This is a genomic window from Streptomyces sp. NPDC059743, assembly GCF_042732975.1.
Lineage (GTDB): Bacteria > Actinomycetota > Actinomycetes > Streptomycetales > Streptomycetaceae > Streptomyces.
In genome coordinates, this window is sequence record NZ_JBHWGS010000007.1 from 68,927 (window position 1) to 89,459 (window position 20,533).

The 20,533-nt window shown below is 70.5% G+C and carries 15 protein-coding genes; 12 read left to right on the top strand and 3 right to left on the bottom strand.

From position 1 onward, the window contains the following. Positions 1-68: 68 nt before the first annotated feature. The 3 genes from ACFV6H_RS14885 (at position 69) to ACFV6H_RS14895 (ending at position 3,600) form a co-directional block, all read left to right on the top strand. Positions 69-728, top strand: coding sequence for a histidine phosphatase family protein (locus ACFV6H_RS14885; RefSeq protein WP_093598553.1), 660 nt, complete (start codon positions 69-71; stop codon positions 726-728). Positions 729-790: 62 nt separating this feature from the next. Then, complete coding sequence (locus ACFV6H_RS14890; protein WP_385541703.1) at positions 791-1,720, top strand: ADP-ribosylglycohydrolase family protein; 930 nt, start codon at positions 791-793, stop codon at positions 1,718-1,720. 182 nt (positions 1,721-1,902) lie between these two features. Then, positions 1,903-3,600 carry a DUF4173 domain-containing protein gene (locus tag ACFV6H_RS14895; protein WP_385541705.1) on the top strand — a complete coding sequence of 566 codons (1,698 nt, stop codon included), beginning with the start codon at positions 1,903-1,905 and terminating at the stop codon, positions 3,598-3,600. 102 nt (positions 3,601-3,702) lie between these two features. On the opposite strand, the gene ACFV6H_RS14900 is transcribed toward ACFV6H_RS14895, so the two are convergent. Further along, positions 3,703-5,259 carry an MFS transporter gene (locus ACFV6H_RS14900; RefSeq protein WP_385541706.1) on the bottom strand — a complete coding sequence of 519 codons (1,557 nt, stop codon included), beginning with the start codon at positions 5,257-5,259 and terminating at the stop codon, positions 3,703-3,705. A gap of 136 nt (positions 5,260-5,395) precedes the next feature. On the opposite strand from ACFV6H_RS14900, the gene ACFV6H_RS14905 reads away from it, so the two are divergent. From ACFV6H_RS14905 to ACFV6H_RS14915, 3 genes are all read left to right on the top strand, one after another. Beyond that, on the top strand, positions 5,396-6,022 hold the full coding sequence (locus tag ACFV6H_RS14905; RefSeq protein ID WP_385541708.1) for a TetR/AcrR family transcriptional regulator: 627 nt from the start codon (positions 5,396-5,398) through the stop codon (positions 6,020-6,022). Positions 6,023-6,127: 105 nt separating this feature from the next. Continuing rightward, positions 6,128-6,838, top strand: a complete 711-nt coding sequence (locus ACFV6H_RS14910; protein ID WP_384985327.1) for a ribonuclease HII — start codon at positions 6,128-6,130, stop codon at positions 6,836-6,838. Between the two features lie 153 nt (positions 6,839-6,991). After that, entirely contained in the window at positions 6,992-7,630 is a 639-nt protein-coding gene (locus ACFV6H_RS14915; protein WP_385541711.1) for a hypothetical protein, read from the top strand. Between the two features lie 164 nt (positions 7,631-7,794). On the opposite strand, the gene ACFV6H_RS14920 is transcribed toward ACFV6H_RS14915, so the two are convergent. Continuing rightward, complete coding sequence (locus ACFV6H_RS14920; RefSeq protein WP_384985333.1) at positions 7,795-8,424, bottom strand: hypothetical protein; 630 nt, start codon at positions 8,422-8,424, stop codon at positions 7,795-7,797. A 213-nt stretch (positions 8,425-8,637) separates the two neighbouring features. Beyond that, entirely contained in the window at positions 8,638-10,809 is a 2,172-nt protein-coding gene (locus ACFV6H_RS14925; RefSeq protein ID WP_385541713.1) for a RecQ family ATP-dependent DNA helicase, read from the bottom strand. Positions 10,810-10,919: 110 nt separating this feature from the next. Between ACFV6H_RS14925 and ACFV6H_RS14930 the strand changes: the two genes are divergently transcribed. The 6 genes from ACFV6H_RS14930 to ACFV6H_RS14955 all read left to right on the top strand — a co-directional run bounded on the left by ACFV6H_RS14930 (position 10,920) and on the right by ACFV6H_RS14955 (position 20,391). Next, positions 10,920-12,209, top strand: a complete 1,290-nt coding sequence (locus ACFV6H_RS14930; protein ID WP_385541715.1) for a DUF4192 domain-containing protein — start codon at positions 10,920-10,922, stop codon at positions 12,207-12,209. 115 nt (positions 12,210-12,324) lie between these two features. Continuing rightward, the gene (locus tag ACFV6H_RS14935) at positions 12,325-14,361 is read left to right on the top strand and encodes a glycogen debranching N-terminal domain-containing protein (RefSeq protein ID WP_385541717.1); all 2,037 of its coding nucleotides are present in this window, start codon (positions 12,325-12,327) and stop codon (positions 14,359-14,361) included. A gap of 139 nt (positions 14,362-14,500) precedes the next feature. Further along, complete coding sequence (locus ACFV6H_RS14940) at positions 14,501-15,265, top strand: NUDIX domain-containing protein (RefSeq protein ID WP_093602814.1); 765 nt, start codon at positions 14,501-14,503, stop codon at positions 15,263-15,265. Between the two features lie 191 nt (positions 15,266-15,456). After that, positions 15,457-17,493, top strand: coding sequence for an ATP-binding cassette domain-containing protein (locus ACFV6H_RS14945; protein ID WP_385541719.1), 2,037 nt, complete (start codon positions 15,457-15,459; stop codon positions 17,491-17,493). A 115-nt stretch (positions 17,494-17,608) separates the two neighbouring features. Then, positions 17,609-18,496, top strand: coding sequence for a FadR/GntR family transcriptional regulator (locus ACFV6H_RS14950; RefSeq protein ID WP_161230499.1), 888 nt, complete (start codon positions 17,609-17,611; stop codon positions 18,494-18,496). A gap of 341 nt (positions 18,497-18,837) precedes the next feature. Beyond that, positions 18,838-20,391 carry an RNA polymerase sigma factor gene (locus ACFV6H_RS14955; RefSeq protein WP_093602808.1) on the top strand — a complete coding sequence of 518 codons (1,554 nt, stop codon included), beginning with the start codon at positions 18,838-18,840 and terminating at the stop codon, positions 20,389-20,391. Positions 20,392-20,533 lie beyond the last annotated feature (142 nt).

The following is a 20,533-nucleotide window of genomic DNA, read 5'->3' on the forward strand; positions in this document are numbered from 1 at the left end:
GGCGGTCATATGCCACGCTGGCACGCCCCGGTCGGCGCCGCTCCCCGGCACCGATCTAGGGTCGGGTCATGGCACGACCGCGGCGCATCGTCCTTGTCCGGCACGGAGAGTCGGAGGGCAACGCAGATGACACGGTGTACGAACGCGAGCCCGACCATGCCCTGAGACTCACCGAGAAGGGCCGGCGGCAGGCCGAGGAGACCGGTGCCCGGCTGCGCGAGATGTTCGGCCGGGAGCAGGTCAGTGTCTATGTCTCGCCTTATCGACGTACGCATGAGACGTTCCGGGCCTTCGGTCTCGATCCGGAGCTGGTGCGGATAAGGGAGGAGCCGCGGCTGCGCGAGCAGGACTGGGGGAACTGGCAGGACCGGGACGACGTACGCCTCCAGAAGAGCTATCGCGACGCCTACGGGCACTTCTTCTACCGGTTCGCACAGGGCGAGTCGGGCGCCGATGTGTACGACCGGGTCGGCGCCTTCCTGGAGTCCCTGTACCGGAGCTTCGAGGCGCCCGACTCGCCGGAGAACGTGCTGCTGGTGACGCATGGACTGACCATGCGGCTGTTCTGTATGCGGTGGTTCCACTGGTCGGTCGCGGAGTTCGAGTCGCTGTCGAACCCGGGCAACGCGGAGACGCGGACGCTGCTGCTCGGCGCGGACGGCCGGTACACCCTGGACAGGCCGTTCGAACGCTGGCGCACTCCGGAACCGTACGGCCGCACCGGATAGCACGGGATAGCTCTGGACAGCACCCGATAGAGTGATGGTGCGATGACCAGCTGGACTCTGCGATGACCGCCCGATCCATACCCGCCACGCCCGCCGTACCCGACCGGCGCTATGAACGCGCCCTGGCCAGTCTGCGCGGACTGTCCGTGGGAGACGCGCTGGGCTCCCAGTTCTTCGTACCGTCGAACTATCCCTTGCTGAAGCTGCGGGAGCTGCCGCCGGGCCGCTGGCAGTGGACGGACGACACCGAGATGGGCGCGTCGGTCCTGGCCGTACTGGGCGCGCTCGGCCGTATCGACCAGGACACGCTCGCGCGCTCCTTCGCCGAGCGCCATGACTTCGACCGCGGTTACGGTCCGGCCGTGAACCGGATGCTCCGGCTGATCCGGGAGGGCGGCGACTGGCGCGAGCTGGCGGCCGGGCTCTTCAACGGCCAGGGCTCGTGGGGCAACGGAGCGGCCATGCGTATCGCGCCGCTCGGCGCCTGGTACGCCGACGACCCGGAGCAGGCCACGCGCCAGGCCGAGATCTCCGCGTACACCACCCATCAGCACCGTGAGGCCGTGGTGGGTGCGATGGCGGTGGCCGCCGCAGCAGCGCTCGCCGCCGATCCGGCGGGCCCGCCCACGCCCGAGGCCCTGCTCGACGGTGTGGTGGCGCTCGTACCGCGCAGCGCGGTGGGCGCGGGACTGCGCCGGGCACGGGACATGCTCGACTACGAGGACGCGGGCACCGTCGCTGCCGTCCTCGGCTGCGGACGGCGCACCAGCGCGCATGACACCGTGCCGTTCGCCCTCTGGTCGGCGGCCCGTGCCCTCGGTGACTTCGAGCGGGGCTTCTGGGCGACGGCCCAGGTGGGCGGCGATGTCGACACGAACTGCGCCATCGTCGGAGGAGTGATCGCGGCCGGGAGCGCCGGAGCACCGCCGCGGGAGTGGTCCGAGCGTACGGAGGAGCTGCCGGGATGGCTGTCCGACGCCGTAACCGGCTGACCACTGCCGGCATTTGTTTGTCACGGTCCTGCCACAGGGGCACCTGAGAACTGCGGGACGGCCTTGTCCACGTGGTTACTCTTTCCGCCACGCCGTCTTGATGATCTTCGACGGGCGTGCCGACGAGACACCGGGCCGTACGCGCCACTCCGCCGCGCAGGGCCCGGTCGGGAGGGGGTCCCGTGACAGATACACCGTCCATACCCGCGCCGGCCGAGGAGCCGGACCAGGGCCACGAGCCGAAGACGGGCAGCGAACGGAAAGCCGGGCCGAGCGAACGGGAAGTCGCGTCAAGCGAACGGAGAACGGGCGGCGGCCAGGAGCCGCGGAGCGCGACGGCGCCCGACTGGCAGCAGTGGCAGCCTCAGCGGCCCGAGCCGCCCGTCTGGCTCACTGAGGTCAGTCCCGTCACGCCGGCCCCGATCGGCGCCGGCACACTCTGGTCGGTCCTGGCGACCGCCCTGCTCAGCGCCCTGCTGCTGGGCGACGGAGTGGGTCTGAATCTGCTGATCGTGGCGGTCCCCGCCGCTCTCGCCGCCTACTTCGCCGCCCAGAACGCCGGTCGCCGACCGCGTCCCTGGACTCTGGTCTGGGCCTTCGGCGGCGTCGCGCTGCTCGCCGTTCCCGCACTCAACGACGCCGGTCTGCCGACGTTCCTGGCCATCGTCTCCGCGCCGGCGCTCGGTTCGCTGGCGCTGCACGGCTCCCGCACCTGGCCGGGTGTGGTGTTCGGCCCGTTCGGTCTGCTCGGCTCGATCGGCAACGGCGGGGTGTGGGCCCTGCGCGGTCTGCGCGAGCGCACCGGAGGCTCGCGGAAGCAGCTGATGCCGCTGATCCGTGGGCTCGTCGTCGCCGTGGTGCTGCTGTTCGTGTTCGGCGCGCTGTTCGCGGGCGCCGACGCGGCCTTCGCCGATCTGCTCGGCGGTCTGACTCCCGATGTGTCGGGCGCCGACGGACCATGGCGCTTCCTGCTGTTCGCCGTCGGACTCCTCGGCGCCCTCGCCGCCGCGCACACGGCGGCGGCGCCTCTGCGCTGGGACCGGATCACCGTACGTCCCGGCCGGGCCCGCGGCAGGATGGAGTGGGCGTTTCCGCTGATCGTTCTCAATCTGCTCTTCGCGGTCTTCATCGCCGTCCAGCTCGCCGTGCTGTTCGGCGGTTACCGCAAGGTCTTCGAGAAGACCGGACTGACTCGTTCCGAATATGCCCGCCAGGGCTTCTGGCAACTGCTCTGGGTCACTCTCCTCGTTCTTCTCGTCATCGGGCTGGCCCGCCGATGGGCCCCGCGCGACGGTGCCCGCGACAGCGTGCTGGTCCGGGCCGTGCTCGGCGTCCTCTGTGTGCTCACACTCGTCGTGACCGCCTCCGCGCTGCGCCGGATGGATCTCTACGTCGAGGCGTACGGACTGACACGGCTGCGCGTCTCGGTGGCGGCGATGGAACTGTGGCTCGCTCTGGTGATCGTCCTGATCCTGGTGGCGGGCGCCGTGGGCGGACGGTGGCTGCCGCGCGCCGTCGCCGCCAGTGCCGCGGCGGCCGTGCTCACCTTCGGGCTGCTCTCGCCGGACGCGCTCGTCGCGGAGAGCAATGTGGACCGGTACGAGCGCGTGCACAAGCTCGACGTCGAGTACTTCCAGGAGCTGTCCAGCGATGTCGTACCGGCACTGGACCGGTTGCCCGAGCCGCTGCGCTCCTGCGCTCTCGCCGGGATCGCGGAGAATCTGGCCCGGTCCGACGGCGAGCCCTGGTACGCGACAAACCGGAGCGAGCGGAGGGCTCGCGACATTCTGGCGAAGCGGGAGGTCACGGACTCGCCTGAGTGCCGGGGGACGGGTGACTGGATCGAGTACCGCGGTGGCATCGACGTCAACGGGCTGTGACGGTTCCGTACGGCACGCGCGTACGGCCGACGCGTACGGTCCCTACGTACGGCACGCGCGTACGGGACTACGCGTACGCGCGTGCCGTACCGGGTCCGGTGGCTAGGCCACCGGACCCGCTGCCTCCGCCTTGCCGCTGAGTGCCTCCAGATCGCTCTTGCGTACCCGGATCACCAGCGCCGCCGTCAGCAGCGCGACCGCCACCATGGCCACCGCCGCGATGAAAGCCGTCGAGATGCCCTGTGTCAGCACCTCATGTCCCCAGCGCCCCGGCAGCTCTTGGGTCTTCGCCAGCTCCGCCTTCTGCGCCGGGCTCGCCTCCGCCATGAACGACGGCAGTTGCTTCTCCGCTTCGTTGCGGCTGGCCGTACCGAAGACGGTGACCAGGATCGAGAGCCCCAGCGAGCCTCCCACCTGCTGGCTCGCGTTGAGCAGTCCGGAGGCCGCGCCCGCCTCGTGCTGCGCGACGCCCGAGACGGCGGTCAAGGTGAGCGTGACGAAGTTCAGCCCCATACCGAAGCCGAAGAGCAGCAGCGGCCCGAGCACGCCGCCCAGATACGAACTGTCCGGAGTGATGAGCGTCTGCCAGAAGAGGCCGAGGCCGGTGATGGCCGAACCGGTCACCATGAACGGCTTGGGACCGAGCACCGGAAGGAACCGCTGCGACAGTCCCGCGCCCACGATGATCGCGACCGTTACGGGCAGGAAGGCCAGACCGGACCGGATCGGGCTGTATCCGAGCACGTTCTGTACGAAAAGGACGATGAAGAAGAACATGCCGAACATCGCGGCGGCCAGGCTCAGCATGATGACGTACGTACCCGACCGGTTCCGGTCGGCGAACATCCTGAGCGGTGTGATGGGCTCCTTCGCCCGCGACTCGATCACCACGAACATCGCGAGCAGCACCACCGAGGCCGCGAACGCGCCCAGCGTGAGCGAGTCCCGCCAGCCCTCCTCGGAGGCCCGGATGAATCCGTACACCAGCGACGCCATACCCAGCGTGGACGTCGCGGCGCCCGCGATGTCGAAGCGTCCCGGATGGCGCTCGGACTCATTGATGTACATCGGCGCGAGGACCGCGATCAGCACACCGATCGGTACGTTGACGAAGAAGACCCAGCGCCAGTCGAGCCACTCGGTGAGCATGCCGCCCGCCAGCAGCCCTATCGCGCCACCGCCCGCGGAGACGGCGGCGAAGACGCCGAACGCCCTGTTCCGCTCGGGTCCCTCGGGGAAGGTGGTGGTGATCAGGGCGAGCGAGGTGGGCGAGGCGATCGCGCCGCCCACTCCCTGGAGCGCACGGGCGGCGAGCAACTGCCAGGGCTCCTGGGCGAAACCGCCCAGAAGGGACGCCAGGGTGAAGAGCAGGATGCCGGTCATGAAGACCCGGCGACGGCCCAGGATGTCGCCGGCCCGGCCGCCGAGCAGCAGCAGACCGCCGAAGGTCAGGGTGTAGGCGCTCAGGACCCAGGAGAGATCCGTGGTCGAGAAGCTGAGAGCGTCCTGGATATGCGGAAGCGCGATATTCACAATGGTCGCGTCGAGTACGACCATGAGTTGACAGGCCGCGATGACGGTGAGGGCGATCCCTGGGCGCCCGCTCCGACGGGCCGCGCCCGGTGGTTCGTTCCGTGTTCCGAGTTGAGAGGTTGTCACTGCTGGATCCCCCACAGGTGAATTAGTGAACGCACCCGTTCACTGTTGAGTTCACGGTAGTGAGTCCCCTTCAGGGAACGCAAGCGTTCACTGAAGCTGCCGTTCCGGAGTGTCAGCCCCCTATGGAGAGTTACTGATGGTTTCCTCACGCTCCGCGGCCACCGCTCGGTCGCAGTCGGCGGCGTTGCGGCGTCGTGGGCCCGTGCTGGAGCGGGCGATCCTCGAAGCCGCCCTGGAGCAGTTGAGTACGGTCGGCTGGAACGGGCTGACCATGGAAGGCGTCGCCGCCGGGGCCCAGACCGGCAAGGCCGCGGTGTACCGCCGCTGGCCTTCCAAGGAGGATCTGGTCGCCGACGCGCTCCAGGCGGGGCTGCCCACGCTCGACGAGGCGCCCGATTATGGGAATGTGCGCGAGGATCTGTACGAGCTCTGCCGGCTGGTACGGGACGCGATGTACTCACGGCCCGGATTCGCGCTCCGTTCGGTCCTTCACGAATGCGACGCGGCGAGCGCCGAACGCTTCCACGGGCTGATCCTCAAGGGCGTCATCGAGCCGTCCTACCGGCTCTTTGGAGACGTGGTGAAGCGCGGGATCCGGCGCGGCGATGTACGTCCGGACGCCACCGGCGTACTGATCTGCGATGTGATCCCGGCTCTGATGATGTTCCGTTCCAAGGTGTGCGGAAGCGAATGGACCGATGGCGAGATCGCCGAGATGATCGATCAGGTGATGGTGCCCCTTGTCCGGTCGCGCACTGGTTGAGGCGCCCTGCGCGGCGGACCGGAAAAGGCTCCGGACAAGGCTGTTGAGGACGGCCGGTACCCGGTCTGTCGCACGGCGTTCCGGCGGCGTAACCTTGCAGGTGCCATGCCGTACGAACCACCCACGCACACCGTTGAGCGCTCGCTGCGCGCCACCACCGACGCCAGAATCATCGCCGGCGTCGACGAAGTCGGACGCGGAGCGTGGGCCGGCCCGGTCACGGTGTGCGCCGCCATCACCGGACTGCGCAGACCGCCGGCCGGTCTCACCGACTCCAAGCTGATCAGCCCCAAGCGCCGTACGGAGCTGGCCGGTGAGCTGGAGAAGTGGGTCACCGCGCATGCACTCGGGCATGCCTCTCCGGAGGAGATCGACGCCCTGGGAATGACCGCGGCACTCAGGCTCGCCGCCGTACGCGCCCTTGAGGCGCTGCCGGTACGGCCCGACGCGGTGATCCTCGACGGCAAGCACGACTATCTCGGAGGGCCCTGGCAGGTGCGTACGGTCATCAAGGGCGACCAGTCCTGTGTCTCGGTGGCGGCGGCCTCGGTCATCGCCAAGGTGCGCAGGGACGCGCTGATGGCCGAACTGGGCGTGGCGTCCGAGGAGTACGTTCCTTTCGCTTTCGGTGCCAACGCCGGGTATCCCTCACCGGTGCACAAGGCGGCGCTGGAGGAGCGGGGGCCGACACCGCACCACCGGCTCTCGTGGGCCTATCTCGACTCGCTGCCACGGTGGCGGCACCTCAAGAAGATCCGGATCCCCGCGGGGGCCGGGGCCATGGAAAGCGGGGGCCAACTCGGCTTCGACTTCTGACACGTCCGACTCCGGTACGTCCGACTTCCGATCCGTCCGACTTCTGGAACATCCGGTGACCTCTTCGCCCGCGTGCCCCCTGGCCGTGGGCCGGGCCGAGAATGCGCCCACCCGCCGATGCCTCTGGCGTCGGCGTTTGATAGACATCCAGCCATGCCTCTCATCCCCCAGGAGCCTCAGATTCACGAGAGAGCCCAGGGTCCCAGCGCCACCCCGGCCACCGGCCGCACCGCGCCGACCCCTCGTCCTGTACCCGGTCCGCGTCCCGTACCCGGGCCGCGCTCCGCGGCCACACCGCGTCCCGGTCGCCCGGGACCCGGTCCCGCGAGGCCCGCGCCGCCGGCGCAGCGCTCGCAGAGCTCCGCCGGGCAGCCCAAGGCGTCCGGGCCCACCACTCCTTCCGCTCCTCAGATCCAGCTGATCCCGGCTCCGGCGAGCGGCGCGCTCGATGCCGCGGAAGAGGCCGTCGACCTGCTGCTCGACTCGGGTCGGGCGCCGGGCGACATCCTGGTCCTCACCACCGGGGAACAGCACCCGTGGGCCACCCATGAGCTGTCCTTCGGTGAAACCTCCTACTGGGCCCAGCACGACGCCCGCGAAGACGTGTTCTTCGCCGACGCCGCCGCTGTCGCCCGTGCGCAGTCCCGGCCCGTCGTGGTCGTCGCCGTCAACGGAGGCGGTGACGCCGTCGTCGCCCAGGTGCTGCCGCCGGCCCGCGAGCGGGCCACCGCGCTGCTGGTCGTGTGCGGTGACTCCGAGCGGATCAACGCCGTGCTCGGCGCGGGGGTCTGAGCCGTACGACAGCCGTACGGCGTGTGGTGCGCGGGCGTTGACGCCCGCGTCTGTGCGTCCGTACGTCCCGGTCGTGACCCGGCTGCCCGTTCAGGGGGTGGCCGGGCCGCTGTGGTGCGCCCGCACACGGACTATGCGGCCGTACGTCTGCTCCCGCTCCCGCCTCAGCGGGCGGCCGTGCGCCGGAGCGCCTCGACGCCGACACCGCCTCCGCGCACCGGCGAAGCAGCGGCCTCGAGCACCGTCTCCGCCAGATCGGCCGGCGGGGACATGGAGTTGGGCCGACGGCCTCCACGGTCCTCGCCCAGCACCTGCCAGCCGCTACGCGTCAGCGTGATGTACGCGCCGCACCGCAGCCCGTGCAGAGTGCAGGCGTCCCGCAGTCCCCACATCCAGGCTCCGTCCTCCTCCGTCCACCGCTCGTCACCCTCACGGCAGTAGAGCAGTACGGCGGTACGTATGGGCGTGCGACGGCGCAGATCGTGCGGGATGACACGGCGTAGATGTGCCAGCAGCGCGTTGCGGAACTCCCAGCCGTCCACCGGCGCCGCCCGTGGGACGAACGAGGCGCTCGCGGCGAGCCGTTCCTCATGATCGAGGACGGCCACGACCGCGGTCGCCGGAGTCGGCCGGTGTCTGCTGTGCAGACCGCTGACCACCTCACGCGGATTGCGCAGCAGCGGAATCCCCGCTGCCGCCCATTCGTCGAGTTCGAGCATCCTGGCGAGACGGTTGGCGGAACCCGCCGGCCCGTTGATCGAAGTGGCTGCGGACGGAGCGAATCCGAAGGTCACGATCCTCCCTTCGCATACGCGCCCACAGTACGGGCAGAGTCGGACGGGGGCGCACCTCGGCACAGCCCTTGCGGACCGCGAGCGACCGTGCGGGTTGGTGTCAATTCTCCTTGGCGCGGGGGCGTGCGGCAACGAGCAATTGGCGCCGTTGACTGGAATGGGCAGTTATGGCGGTCATATCCCTGGTCGCAGCCGTACAGCTGATGCTCCATGTCATGCCTGAACGGCGAGGACCAGCGGAAACACCCCATCCGCCCCGGCCTTTCGCAGCAGCCGGGCGGCCACCGCGAGAGTCCAGCCACTGTCCGAGAGATCGTCGACGAGCAGCACGGGACCGCCCGCCGACGTGAGCGCGCCGGCCAGCTCGGCGGGTACGGTCAGCGCTTCGTGCAGGGCGCGCACCCGCTGTGCGCTGTTGGTACGGGAGACATGGGCGTCGGCCGCCACTGGCCCGTACTCGACTGTGCCGAGCAGCGGCATCCTGCCGATCCGTGAGATCTGGTCGCCGAGCGAGCCGACGAGCCGGGGCCGGCTCCGCGAGGCCACGGTGACGACTCCGACGGGCCGAGGCGGTGCGTCGGCCGCGCCGGAGGCCCAGCCACCCGGTCCCTTGGCCCAGTCGGCGAGCACACTCACCACCGCGTTCACCACATCGTCGGGCACCGGGCCGTCCGGGGCGTGGGCCGCCAGCATCGGCCGCAGCCTGTTGCCCCAGCCGATGTCCGACAGCCGTCCCAACGCCCGCCCGGAGGAGGACTGTTCGCCCGGCGGGATACGTCCCTTGAGATCGACACCGACCGCCGAGAGCCCGGTCGGCCACATCTTGCGCGGCTCCACCTCCACACCGGGCCTGCCCAGCTCACCACGCGCGGCGTCGAGGGCAGCGGCGGTCACCTTCTCCTCGAACCGTGTCCCCGCGCAGTTGTCGCAACGGCCGCACGGGACAGCCTCCTCGTCGTCCAACTGCCGCCGCAGAAACTCCATCCGGCAGCCGTCCGTCGACGCGTAGTCGCGCATCGCCTGCTGTTCGGTCTCGCGCTGACGCGACACCCAGGCGTAACGCTCGGTGTCGTACACCCATGGCCGGCCCGTGGCGGTCCAGCCGCCCTTCACCCGGTGCACGGCCCCGTCCACATCGAGGACCTTGAGCATCGTCTCCAGACGCGTACGCCGCAGCTCGACCAGCGGTTCGAGCGCGGGCAGCGACAACGGCCGCTCGGCCCGGCCCAGGACATCGAGCGTGCGGCGGACCAGCTCCTCGGGCGGGAAGGCGACCGACGCGAAATACTGCCAGATCGCTTCGTCCTCCCTGCCGGGCAGCAGCAGCACCTCGGCATGCTCCACCCCACGGCCGGCACGGCCCACCTGCTGGTAGTAGGCGATGGGGGAGGAGGGCGAGCCGAGATGCACCACGAATCCGAGGTCGGGCTTGTCGAACCCCATGCCCAGCGCGGAGGTGGCGACCAGCGCCTTCACCCGGTTCGCCAGCAGATCGTCCTCGGCCTGCTGACGGTCGGCGTTCTCCGTGCGTCCGGTGTACGAGGCGACCGTGTGCCCGCACTGCCGCAGATACGCCGTGACCTCCTCGGCAGCCGCGACCGTGAGCGTATAGATGATCCCGGAGCCGGGCAGTTCGCCGAGATGATCGGCCAGCCACGCCAGCCGGTGCGCCGCGTCCGGCAGCCGGAGCACATGGAGACTGAGACTCTCCCGGTCCAGCGGCCCGCGCAGCACGAGCGCGTCCGTCCCCGCTCCCGTGCCCAACTGCTCGGCGACATCGGCGGTCACCCGAGAGTTCGCCGTGGCCGTGGTGGCGAGGACCGGAACACCGGACGGCAGCTCCGCGAGCATCGTGCGCAGCCGCCGGTAGTCCGGACGGAAGTCATGGCCCCAGTCCGAGATGCAGTGCGCCTCGTCCACCACCAGCAGTCCCGTCGCCGCGGCGAGCCTGGGCAGGACCTGGTCGCGAAAGTCCGGATTGTTCAGCCGCTCCGGGCTGACCAGCAGGACATCGACCTCGCCCGCGGCCACCTCGTCCTGGATCGTGTCCCATTCCTCCGCGTTCGACGAGTTGATCGTCCGGGCCCTGATCCCGGCGCGGGCGGCGGCCTCCACCTGATTGCGCATCAGCGCGAGCAACGGCGAGACGATCACGGTCGGGCCCGCGCCGCGCTCCCGCAGCAGCGAGGTCGCCACGAAATAGACCGCGGACTTGCCCCATCCCGTCCGCTGGACCACCAGCGCTCTGCGTCGGTCGGCGACGAGCGCCTCGATGGCCCGCCACTGGTCCTCGCGCAGCCGGGCGGTGCCGGTGGTGTCCCCGACGAGGCGGGCGAGTACGGAATCTGCCGAGGTCCGGAGGGCTGCGCGGTCTGCGTTGGTCATGCCCCCATGCAACCTGATGGCCCGGACAAAGCGCGAATGAGGCCACCAGCCTGTGGATAACGTTATCCACAGGGGTCGCGGGATATGGCCCGCTGCGGGACGGTCGAGCCATGAACAAGCACCACGAACCGACCGGATCCGCCGACCGCCAGCAGATCACCCTGCGCAGTCCCGCGGAACTCGCCGACGCCCTCCCGTACTTGCTCGGTTTCCATCCCACCGACTCCGTCGTCATGGTCGCGCTCCATGGCGATCACGGGCGCTTCGGCGGGCGCCTCAGGCTCGGCATCCCGCGCTCGCCGCAGGAGTGGCAGCCGGTGGCCGAGCAGCTCGCCGAGTCTCTGATCGAAGGAAGCGCGCGGCGCGGCTCCCGCCCGGACGGCATCGTCGTCTTCCTCTGCCAGGATCCGGCGGAGGGTGGGACGGGCCGGCAGGTGATGGAGCGGCTCCGCCCGCTTGCGCAGGGGCTGCGCACCGCGTGCGGGAGCCTCGATGTGCCCGTGTACGAAGTGCTCTGTATCTCCGACGGCCGTTTCTGGTCCTACTGCTGTCCCGATGCCCGCTGCTGTCCGCCGGAGGGAACGGGGCTGGCCCTGCCCGGTACGTCGGTGATGGCCGCGGCGGCCACCTACGCCGGTGTCCAGGTACGCGGATCGCTGCGTGAGATGGAGGCGCGCCTGTCGCCCTGGCAGACATCCGCCGCCGTGGACCAGGAGCAGGCGCTGGACCGGGCGGGCGCGGCCCTTGTGCCGAAGATCCTCATCGGAGGCAGCCGGGAACAGGTCGGTGTGGAGACACTGCGGACGGCGCGCACGCTCATGAAGCGGCTCGGGGAGGCGCCGCGCAAGGGAGAAGCCGACATGGACGTGGAGGACGACCGGCTCATCAGCCATGACGAGGCAGCCGCTGTCATCCTCGGGCTCCAGGACCGGGAGACACGGGACCGGGCCGCGGAGTGGATGGAGGGCGCGCAGGCCGGGCCCGCCCTGCGGCTCTGGCGCGCTCTCTCCCGCCGCTGTGTCGGCCCGTACGCGGAACACGCGACCGCACCGCTCACCCTGGCCGGCTGGGTCGCCTGGTCCACCGGTGACGAGCCCGCCGCCCGGGTCGCCCTGGGACTCGCCCTGCGCCTCGACCCACGATATGTCTTCGCGCAACTGCTCCACCAGGCCTGCAACGAAGGACTCGATCCCGAGACGCTGCGCCGCTGTCTCCGTCAGGAGCGTGCCGCGCGCGCTCTGCCGGGCGCGCGCGGCAAGGAAGGGCGGCCCACGCAGCGTTCGGTGCGACCGCCCGTGCCACGCAAGGCGCTGCCGCCCGCGGCGCATCCCGGTGGGACGGCGGCGCGGGGCCGTGCGCCCCGGCGTCATGGCAGGCGCGGCAGCAGGAGCGGGCGATGACGGCCGTGACCAGGTCGGCCGGGCGGGCGTTCACCTCTGTGGCGGAGTCGTACGAGCCGCGTCGCCGCAGAGACGGCGGCCCTCCGGAGAGCACAGAAGGCAGAGCAGACCACCCATGGCCCTCACCGCCCCTCCTCCGAACAGCGAGCCACCGCGAGCCACCTCCTCCGGGGCCGGGCGGAGAAAGGCCGTGCCATGTGCCGGACCGCCCGCCGCGCACCATGTCCTGCTCTGTGTCGCGCTGCCGTGCCTCGCGGTCTCGGCCGAGCACGGACAGCTCACCGGCGAAGGGATCGAGGGCTTCTACCAGTCCGGCAGACGTCTGCTCTCCCGCTGTCGGCTGCGGATTGCCGGACAGGAGCCTCTTTCGGTCCAGGGCAGGCTGGTCGCCGCCGACCGGGCGCGGTTCCTGGCGGTGGTCCGCACTCCCGACGATGCCGGGCCCGACCCGGAGATCAGTGTCGAACGGGTACGGGACGCCGACGGCACCGAACGGATCACGCTGCACAGCTCGGCCCGCCGGATCCGCAGATTCCCGGTGGAGATCTTCTTCGGCAGCGACCTCGCGGAACTGGCCGCGATCGGAGCCGGCCGGGCCGGACCCGAACTGCCCGCGGCCGTCCACACCGCGGGGTTGCGCTGGTCCGCGCCCGGTGGCGGATCTGCCGTCGTCACCGCGTCCCCGGCGCCCCAGGACGCGCTGGCCTCGGCGGGACTGCTGCGCTGGGAGGTGGAGCTGGGGCCCGGAGCCGCCCGCACGATCGAGCTGCGGATCCGCTCCGGCCGGCCTGTCCGGCCGACGGGCCGGACCGGGGGCAATCCACTGCCGGAGGCGGCGGCCGAGGGGGACGATTCCCGAGTGGAGGCGCTGTTCGCCGCGAGCCTCGGCGATCTCCGGGGGCTGCTGGTGCGAGGGCCGGGCGGTCCCGCTGATCTTCATCCCGCCGCCGGTGTGCCCTGGCGCTGCGGACCGCCCGCCGCCGAGGCGCTCTGGGCGGTACGGATGGCGCTTCCGCTCGGCACCCGGCTGGCCGCGGGCACGCTGCGCGCGGTCGCCCGGGGCCAGTTCACGGGAAAAGGACGGGACTTCGGACGGCTTCCCGGGCCGCTGCGGGACGCCGGCCCTTATCTGCCGCCGAGCTGTACCGGAGTGGAGGCGACGCTCGCCTTCCCCGTGGTCCTTGCCGAGGCACACCGCTGGGGGCTTCCCGAAAGCGAGCTGGCCGAGCTGCTGCCGGCGGCGGAGCGCTGTCTGCACTGGCTGCGCTCCGCCGCGGACGGTGGCGAGCTGCTGGGGGAGCCGGGCCCCGCCGGGCCCCAGCGTGTGGAGACCCAGGCCCACGCACACCGCGCGGCCCTGCTGGGAGCCGATCTGCTGGACGCCTGTGGACGGCCGGGGGCCGACGAGTGGCGCGAGTGGGCGGGCGCGCTGCGGCTGCGGTTCGCGGAGACGTTCTGGATCGAGGACCGCGCGGGCGGCCGTCCGGCCGCGGCGCGTCTCCGCGACGGCCAGCTGCTTCCGTATCCGAGCGGCAGCTTCGCCCATCTCCTGGACACCGGTCTGCTCGGCGAGGGCAGAGCGGCCCCGGGGCTGCTGGACCGGGTGCGGACCGAGCAGCTGGCCCGTGTGCTCGGCAGTCCCGCACTGGACTCCGGCTGGGGGCTGCGGGGCCTTGGCGCCCGGGAGCCGGGACACAATCCGTTCGGTCATCGCGCGGGTGCGGTGCGGGTCCATGAGACGGCCGTCGCCGTCGCCGGTCTGGCGACGGCCGGACATGGGAAGGAAGCCGTGTCCCTGCTGCGCGGCGTGCTGGACGCGGCGGAGGCCTTCGGCCATCGGCTGCCGGAGATGTACGCGGGAGAGCAGCGCACCGCCGGAGGCGCGCCCGTGCCGCATCCCGCGGCGTGCCGTCCGGCCGCCGTGGCCGCTGCGGCGGGCATCCATCTGCTGACCGCACTTGTCGGTATCCGCCCTGACGCGCCCGGTGGCACGGTCGCGCTCCACCCGGTCCGCTCGGCCCCGCTCGGAGCGGTCCGGCTCAGCGGGCTGCGGGTCGCGGGTGAGCCCTTCTCCGTACGGGTCAGCCGACTTGGGCTCGGGATGGTGGAGGAAGCGGCGAGCGGTCTCCAACTCGGCGGCGGCGACGGATGAGCCTTGGTGGAGCCGGGCGAGCGTGTTTCGTTCGACCCGGACATGCCTCGGACATAGGACGGCCGGGTGAGCGAAAGAAGTAATCAGTGGGCATGACCGAAGGAGTGTTTATCGTCAGGCAGACGACTATGATCGCGGCATGTCGCCCTACGACCCGTCGGCTTTTCCCGCTTTTGCCGTCACTGTCGACCTGGTCGTGCTCACCGTGCGGCGCCACGCGCTCTGCGCGCTGGTCGTACGGCGCGGAGAGCCGCCATTCCAGGGCCGGTGGGCGCTGCCCGGCGGCTTTGTCAGGGCCGACGAGGATCTCGCCGACGCGGCGGCACGGGAACTGTCCGAGGAGACCGGGCTCTGCGCGCACGATCCCAAGGCACCGGCGCCCGGGAACGGGGCCCATCTGGAACAGCTCGCCACCTATGGAGATCCCAAACGGGACCCACGGATGCGGGTGGTCAGCGTCGCCCATCTGGCGCTCTCGCCCGACCTTCCGGCCCCGCGCGCGGGCGGCGACGCCAACAGCGCGCGCTGGGCTCCCGTCGAGGCACTGCTCAACCAGGAGAGTGGTTTCGTCCGCGAGGACGGACAGCCCGCACAGCTCGCCTTCGACCATGGGCGGATCCTCGCGGACGGTGTCGAGCGGGCCCGTTCCAAGATCGAGTACTCCTCGCTCGCCACCGCGTTCTGCCCGTCCGAGTTCACCGTCGGCGAGCTGCGCCGGGTGTACGAGGCGGTGTGGGGCGTGGCGCTCGACCCACGTAACTTCCATCGCAAGGTGACAGGGACGCCGGGATTCCTGGTCCCGTCCGGAGGCACCACCACCCGGCAGGGCGGTCGGCCCGCTCAGCTCTTCCGGGCCGGCGGAGCGACTGTACTCAACCCGCCGATGCTGCGTCCCGAGGTCTGAGGGGGTCAGAGACAGCGACGGAGATGGGGCAGCGGCGGCCTGAGGGGCCGTCAGTCGTCCGGCCGACGGGACCGGGTGCCCGGACTTAAGACACCCGGGTGGGCAGCCCTGCGCTACAAGTCGGACATATAGCGTTATCTTGCTGCGGTACTCACCCTGCCGCCGAGCGGTCTCACCCCGCGGGAGAAGCGATGCTCCAGGCCATTGGACTGACCAGCACCCCCCGTCGAGACCTCACCTCCGCCGTGGACGATCTGACCTTCGAGGCCCGGCCCGGCTCCGTCACCGCGCTTCTCGGTGCCTCCGGCGCGGGCAAGACGACAGCCCTCAGGCTGATGCTCGAACTCCAACCCGGCCGAGGGATCACCTACTTCCGCGGCCGTCCGCTCCATCGCATCGCCCATCCGGCACGTGAGATCGGCGTACTCCTCGGCGATGTGCCAGGCCATCCCGGACGCACGGTCAGGGGCCAGCTCAGGATGCTCGGCGCCGCCGTGGGCGTCCCCGCCTCGCGCGCCGACGAACTTCTCGACGTCGTGGGTCTCCAAGGGCTGCGCGACGAACGTCTCGGCACGCTCTCGCTCGGTATGGAGCGCAGACTCGGGCTCGCCACCGCGCTGTTGGGCGACCCGCACACGCTGCTACTCGACGCGCCGTCCGGAGGACTCTCGCTTCGCGAGACCAGTTGGCTGTTCGGGCTGCTCAGCGCGCACGCGGCCCAGGGCGGCACCGTTCTGTACACCACCGACGATCCCAAGGAGGCCGCCCGCACCGCCGATCATGTCGTCACCATCGACGACGGCCGCCTTGTCGCCGACCAGGACGGAGCCGCCTTCGCCCGTACCAGGCTGCGTCCGCGCGTCGCGGTCAGGACACCGCACGCCGCGCGTCTCGCCGATGTGCTGAGCCGTGAGGCCCGCGCGAGTAGACGCTCCGTCGAAGTGGTCACCGAGGCGGGCAGCCGGCTCACCGTCTTCGGCAGCACATGCCCCGAGATCGGTGAGGCTGCCTTCCGGCACGGCATCCTCGTCCATCAGCTCGCCGACGAGTTCGGTGACACAGGCCCGGGTCCGGTTCCCCGGCTCGCACCGGTCCCGGCCGCCGTCTCCGTTCCGGTGCCTGGCCCCGGCTCAAGCCCCGGCTCAGGCTCAGGCCCCGGTTCTTCCTTCCGCACCGTCTCCGTACCGGGCCCGGCGCGGGCCTTCACGCCACGGCAGGCACGGGCCGAGGCGGACACGACACCGACCGAGGCGGTGACCACCCCGCACACGGCGCCGCACGCCACGCCGCAGACCGCGCCGCACGTCGCTCCCGACGCCGAGACACACACCGGTCCGCACACCGAACTCCGGGCCGAGCCCGCGCCCGACGCTCTCGGCCCGCTGCCGCCGCCGCTGTCGGCGCGCCCGGTCCGCAGCCCGCTCAGACCGGTGCGTTATGAACTCCGCCGCATGCTCGGTGTTCCCAGCACCTATCTGATCGTGGCCGCCGTCCTTGTCGCGTCCACGGTTCTCGCCGTGACCCTCGCCCACAGCGGCAGGACCTCGCTGCCCGGTCTACTCTCGGCCTGGCCGGGCCTTCTGCCGCTGCCGCCCGCCGCGCTCGGTGCCGGACTGCTCGGAGCGCTCTCGTTCGGCCACGAGTTCCGCTACCCCGCGCTCGCCGACGCGCGCGGCACCGTCCCCCGCCGTCTCGGGCTGCTGCTCGCCAAGTCCGTGGTGATGGCGGCCTCGGCCCTGCTGCTCACACTGCTGGCGGTGGTCGCCGACTTCGGAGTCCTGCGTCTTGCGTACGGCGCCGGTGTCGCGCCCGTACCGGACAACTGGTTGGCGCTCGGTACCGGCTGGGCCGGTCTCGCCGTCGGCTCCGCCTGGGCGGGGCTGCTCGCCGCCGGAGTCTTCCGGGCCGCGGTCGCCGGAGTGGCCGCCGTCATCGCCGTACCGACCCTGGTCGTGCCTCTGCTTCAGGTGGCGCTCTCCGGTCCGTCCGCGCGTTCGATGGCCGGACTCCCGGGCAGACTCCGTGAACTGACGTGGCTTCAGTGGCCGGGCCAGGTCGACCGCTGGCTGATGGTCGCGGTCAGACTCATGGCTCAACCGGTCGCGGCGGCGCTGACGTTGTCACTTTCAGTCCTTCTCTGTGCATATCTGCTCACCGGCCGTCGCCGCAGGGCCCGTTGGCGACCGAGGAAAGACCGGAGTATGCCCTCCTGCCCACAAGTCCCCTGAGAAAGCCCGCTTCTTTCCGATAAGGCGTCAATCGAAGGGCGAGCGCCGATCACCCTTTCGTGTGCTTTTCAGCAAAGACCTCAAGGCTCGTGGAAGCAACGCCGACAAAGGATGCGTGAGTACCCTTGCGCACACCATGATGACCGCCGCCCGTTCCGTCGACTCCGGCCTCGCCGACCCGGGTGAACTCGACCGCTACCCCTTCGCGGAGGCGCCCGGCGCCGACCGCGCGGCAGCCCCCGTCTGGGAGGGCGCCGACACCGATTTGGGCCGGGTGGGACGGCGTACGACGAGCAGCCGAGGCCGCGGACTGCACGGCCAACTCGTCCAGCAGCTCGGCCAGATGATCGTCTCCGGAGATCTGGGCGCCGACCGGCCGCTCGTACCCGAGGAGATCGGCCAGCGCTTCGAGGTCTCCCGCACCGTGGTGCGGGAGTCGCTTCGTGTGCTGGAGGCCAAGGGCCTCGTGAGTGCCCGGCCCAATGTAGGTACCCGTGTCCGGCCGGTGAGTGACTGGAATCTGCTCGACCCCGACATCATCGAGTGGCGGGCTTTCGGGCCGCAGCGTGACGACCAGCGCCGTGAGCTGACCGAGCTGCGCTGGACGATCGAGCCCCTCGCGGCACGTCTGGCGGCCGGCCACGGCCGGGCGGAGGTCCAGCAGCGGCTCACCGACATGGTGGAGATCATGGGCCATGCCCTCGCCCAGGGTGACTCGATCACCTTCGCGCGTGCGGACGCCGAATATCACTCCCTGCTGATCCAGCTCGCCGGCAACCGCATGCTGGAGCATCTCTCCGGCATCGTTTCCGCCGCCCTCCAGGTCTCCGGCGGTCCGGTCACCGGATGCGACCGTCCCACCGAGGCCTCGCTCGCCCACCACACGCGGATCGCCGACGCCCTCGCCACCGGTGACGCGCACGCCGCGGAATCGGCCATGCGTCAACTGCTCACCGTGCAGCCCGAGGTGGAGCGCGTCGTCCCCGCGCCGCGCGAGCACTGAGCGCCGCCGCAGCCAGGACGTACGGGGATGTACGCATCGTGTGTCGCCGGACCCGGAGGGTCCGGCGATGCGATTGTGGGGGCTTAGATCCCGCTTCTGGTCGCTTTGTCGCAAATGAGGTGTGACTCGGGCCACGTGGATTGGGCGTAACACTCCTCGAGGCAGGGCGATGACCTAAGAGGTGACAGCCGAGGAGGGAATACGACCGCCGTGCGTGGCGCTGTATTCACCCTCTGAGGTCCTAACCCGCGCCGTCGGCACATCCCCAGCCGACGGTCGTCGGCTCCGGCCCGATCCTGGGCGGGGCCGGAAGCCGTTTCCATCGTTCCGAGAGGTTGTTCGTGTCGGCCAGCACATCCCGTACGCTCCCGCCGGAGATCGCCGAGTCCGAGTCTGTGATGGCGCTCATCGAGCGGGGAAAGGCTGATGGGCAGATCGCCGGCGATGACGTGCGTCGGGCCTTCGAGGCCGACCAGATTCCGCCAACCCAGTGGAAGAATGTTCTGCGCAGCCTCAACCAGATCCTCGAGGAAGAGGGTGTGACGCTGATGGTCAGTGCCGCGGAGTCGCCGAAGCGCACCCGCAAGAGCGTCGCAGCGAAGAGCCCGGTCAAGCGCACCGCCACCAAGACTGTCGCGACCAAGACGGCCACGGCGAAGACTGTCGCGGCAGCCACCGCAGCTCCCGCGGTGGAGAGTGTGGACACGGCGGCCGACGAGGCCGTCGTACCCGCCAAGAAGACCGCCGCGAAGAAGACCGTGGCCAAGAAGGCGACGGTCAAGAAGACCGCCGCCAAGAAGACGACCGCCAAGAAGACCGTGGCGGGCAAGAAGGACGCCGACGAGGTCGCGGACGGCGAGGAGCCGACCGATGAGATCCAGGGCGGCAAGGTCGAGGAGGAGGAGACCGAGGGCGAGAACAAGGGCTTCGTACTCTCCGACGACGATGAGGACGACGCGCCGGCCCAGCAGGTCGCCGTCGCCGGTGCCACCGCCGACCCGGTCAAGGACTATCTGAAGCAGATCGGCAAGGTCCCGCTCCTCAACGCCGAGCAGGAGGTCGAACTCGCCAAGCGCATCGAGGCCGGACTCTTCGCCGAGGACAAGCTGGCCAACTCCGACAAGCTCGCGCCCAAGCTCAAGCGCGAGCTGGAGATCATCGCGGAGGACGGCCGACGCGCCAAGAACCATCTGCTGGAGGCCAACCTCCGCCTCGTGGTCTCGCTGGCCAAGCGCTACACCGGCCGCGGCATGCTCTTCCTGGATCTGATCCAGGAGGGCAATCTCGGTCTGATCCGTGCGGTCGAGAAGTTCGACTACACCAAGGGCTACAAGTTCTCCACGTACGCCACCTGGTGGATCCGTCAGGCGATCACCCGCGCCATGGCCGACCAGGCCCGCACCATCCGTATCCCGGTGCACATGGTCGAGGTCATCAACAAGCTCGCGCGTGTCCAGCGCCAGATGCTCCAGGACCTGGGCCGTGAGCCCACGCCGGAGGAGCTGGCCAAGGAGCTCGACATGACCCCCGAGAAGGTCATCGAGGTCCAGAAGTACGGCCGTGAGCCGATCTCCCTGCACACTCCGCTGGGCGAGGACGGCGACAGCGAGTTCGGAGACCTCATCGAGGACTCCGAGGCGGTCGTCCCGGCCGACGCCGTCAGCTTCACACTGCTCCAGGAGCAGCTCCACTCGGTGCTCGACACCCTCTCTGAGCGTGAGGCGGGCGTGGTCTCCATGCGCTTCGGCCTCACGGACGGCCAGCCCAAGACGCTGGACGAGATCGGCAAGGTCTACGGCGTGACGCGGGAGCGTATTCGTCAGATCGAGTCCAAGACCATGTCGAAGCTGCGCCACCCGTCGCGTTCGCAGGTCCTGCGCGACTATCTCGATTAGGACCATCTCGATCAGGTCTCTTTCAGGGGCGCACTGAAGCGCGTTCGAAGGCCCGGATGCCACCACGGATCCGGGCCTTCGCCTCGTGCGCGGGGTGCGGGACGGGCACGGGAGGATGACTCTGGGTAGATACGTCTTCACC

Coding starts and splice junctions, on each gene's coding strand:
- ACFV6H_RS14940 (WP_093602814.1), top strand. CDS start 14,501: ATGTCGCCCTACGACCCGTCGGCTTTTCCCGCTTTTGCCGTCACTGTC.
- ACFV6H_RS14945 (WP_385541719.1), top strand. CDS start 15,457: ATGCTCCAGGCCATTGGACTGACCAGCACCCCCCGTCGAGACCTCACC.
- ACFV6H_RS14935 (WP_385541717.1), top strand. CDS start 12,325: ATGGCCCTCACCGCCCCTCCTCCGAACAGCGAGCCACCGCGAGCCACC.
- ACFV6H_RS14910 (WP_384985327.1), top strand. CDS start 6,128: ATGCCGTACGAACCACCCACGCACACCGTTGAGCGCTCGCTGCGCGCC.
- ACFV6H_RS14890 (WP_385541703.1), top strand. CDS start 791: ATGACCGCCCGATCCATACCCGCCACGCCCGCCGTACCCGACCGGCGC.
- ACFV6H_RS14930 (WP_385541715.1), top strand. CDS start 10,920: ATGAACAAGCACCACGAACCGACCGGATCCGCCGACCGCCAGCAGATC.
- ACFV6H_RS14925 (WP_385541713.1), bottom strand. CDS start 10,809: ATGACCAACGCAGACCGCGCAGCCCTCCGGACCTCGGCAGATTCCGTA.
- ACFV6H_RS14885 (WP_093598553.1), top strand. CDS start 69: ATGGCACGACCGCGGCGCATCGTCCTTGTCCGGCACGGAGAGTCGGAG.
- ACFV6H_RS14905 (WP_385541708.1), top strand. CDS start 5,396: ATGGTTTCCTCACGCTCCGCGGCCACCGCTCGGTCGCAGTCGGCGGCG.
- ACFV6H_RS14915 (WP_385541711.1), top strand. CDS start 6,992: ATGCCTCTCATCCCCCAGGAGCCTCAGATTCACGAGAGAGCCCAGGGT.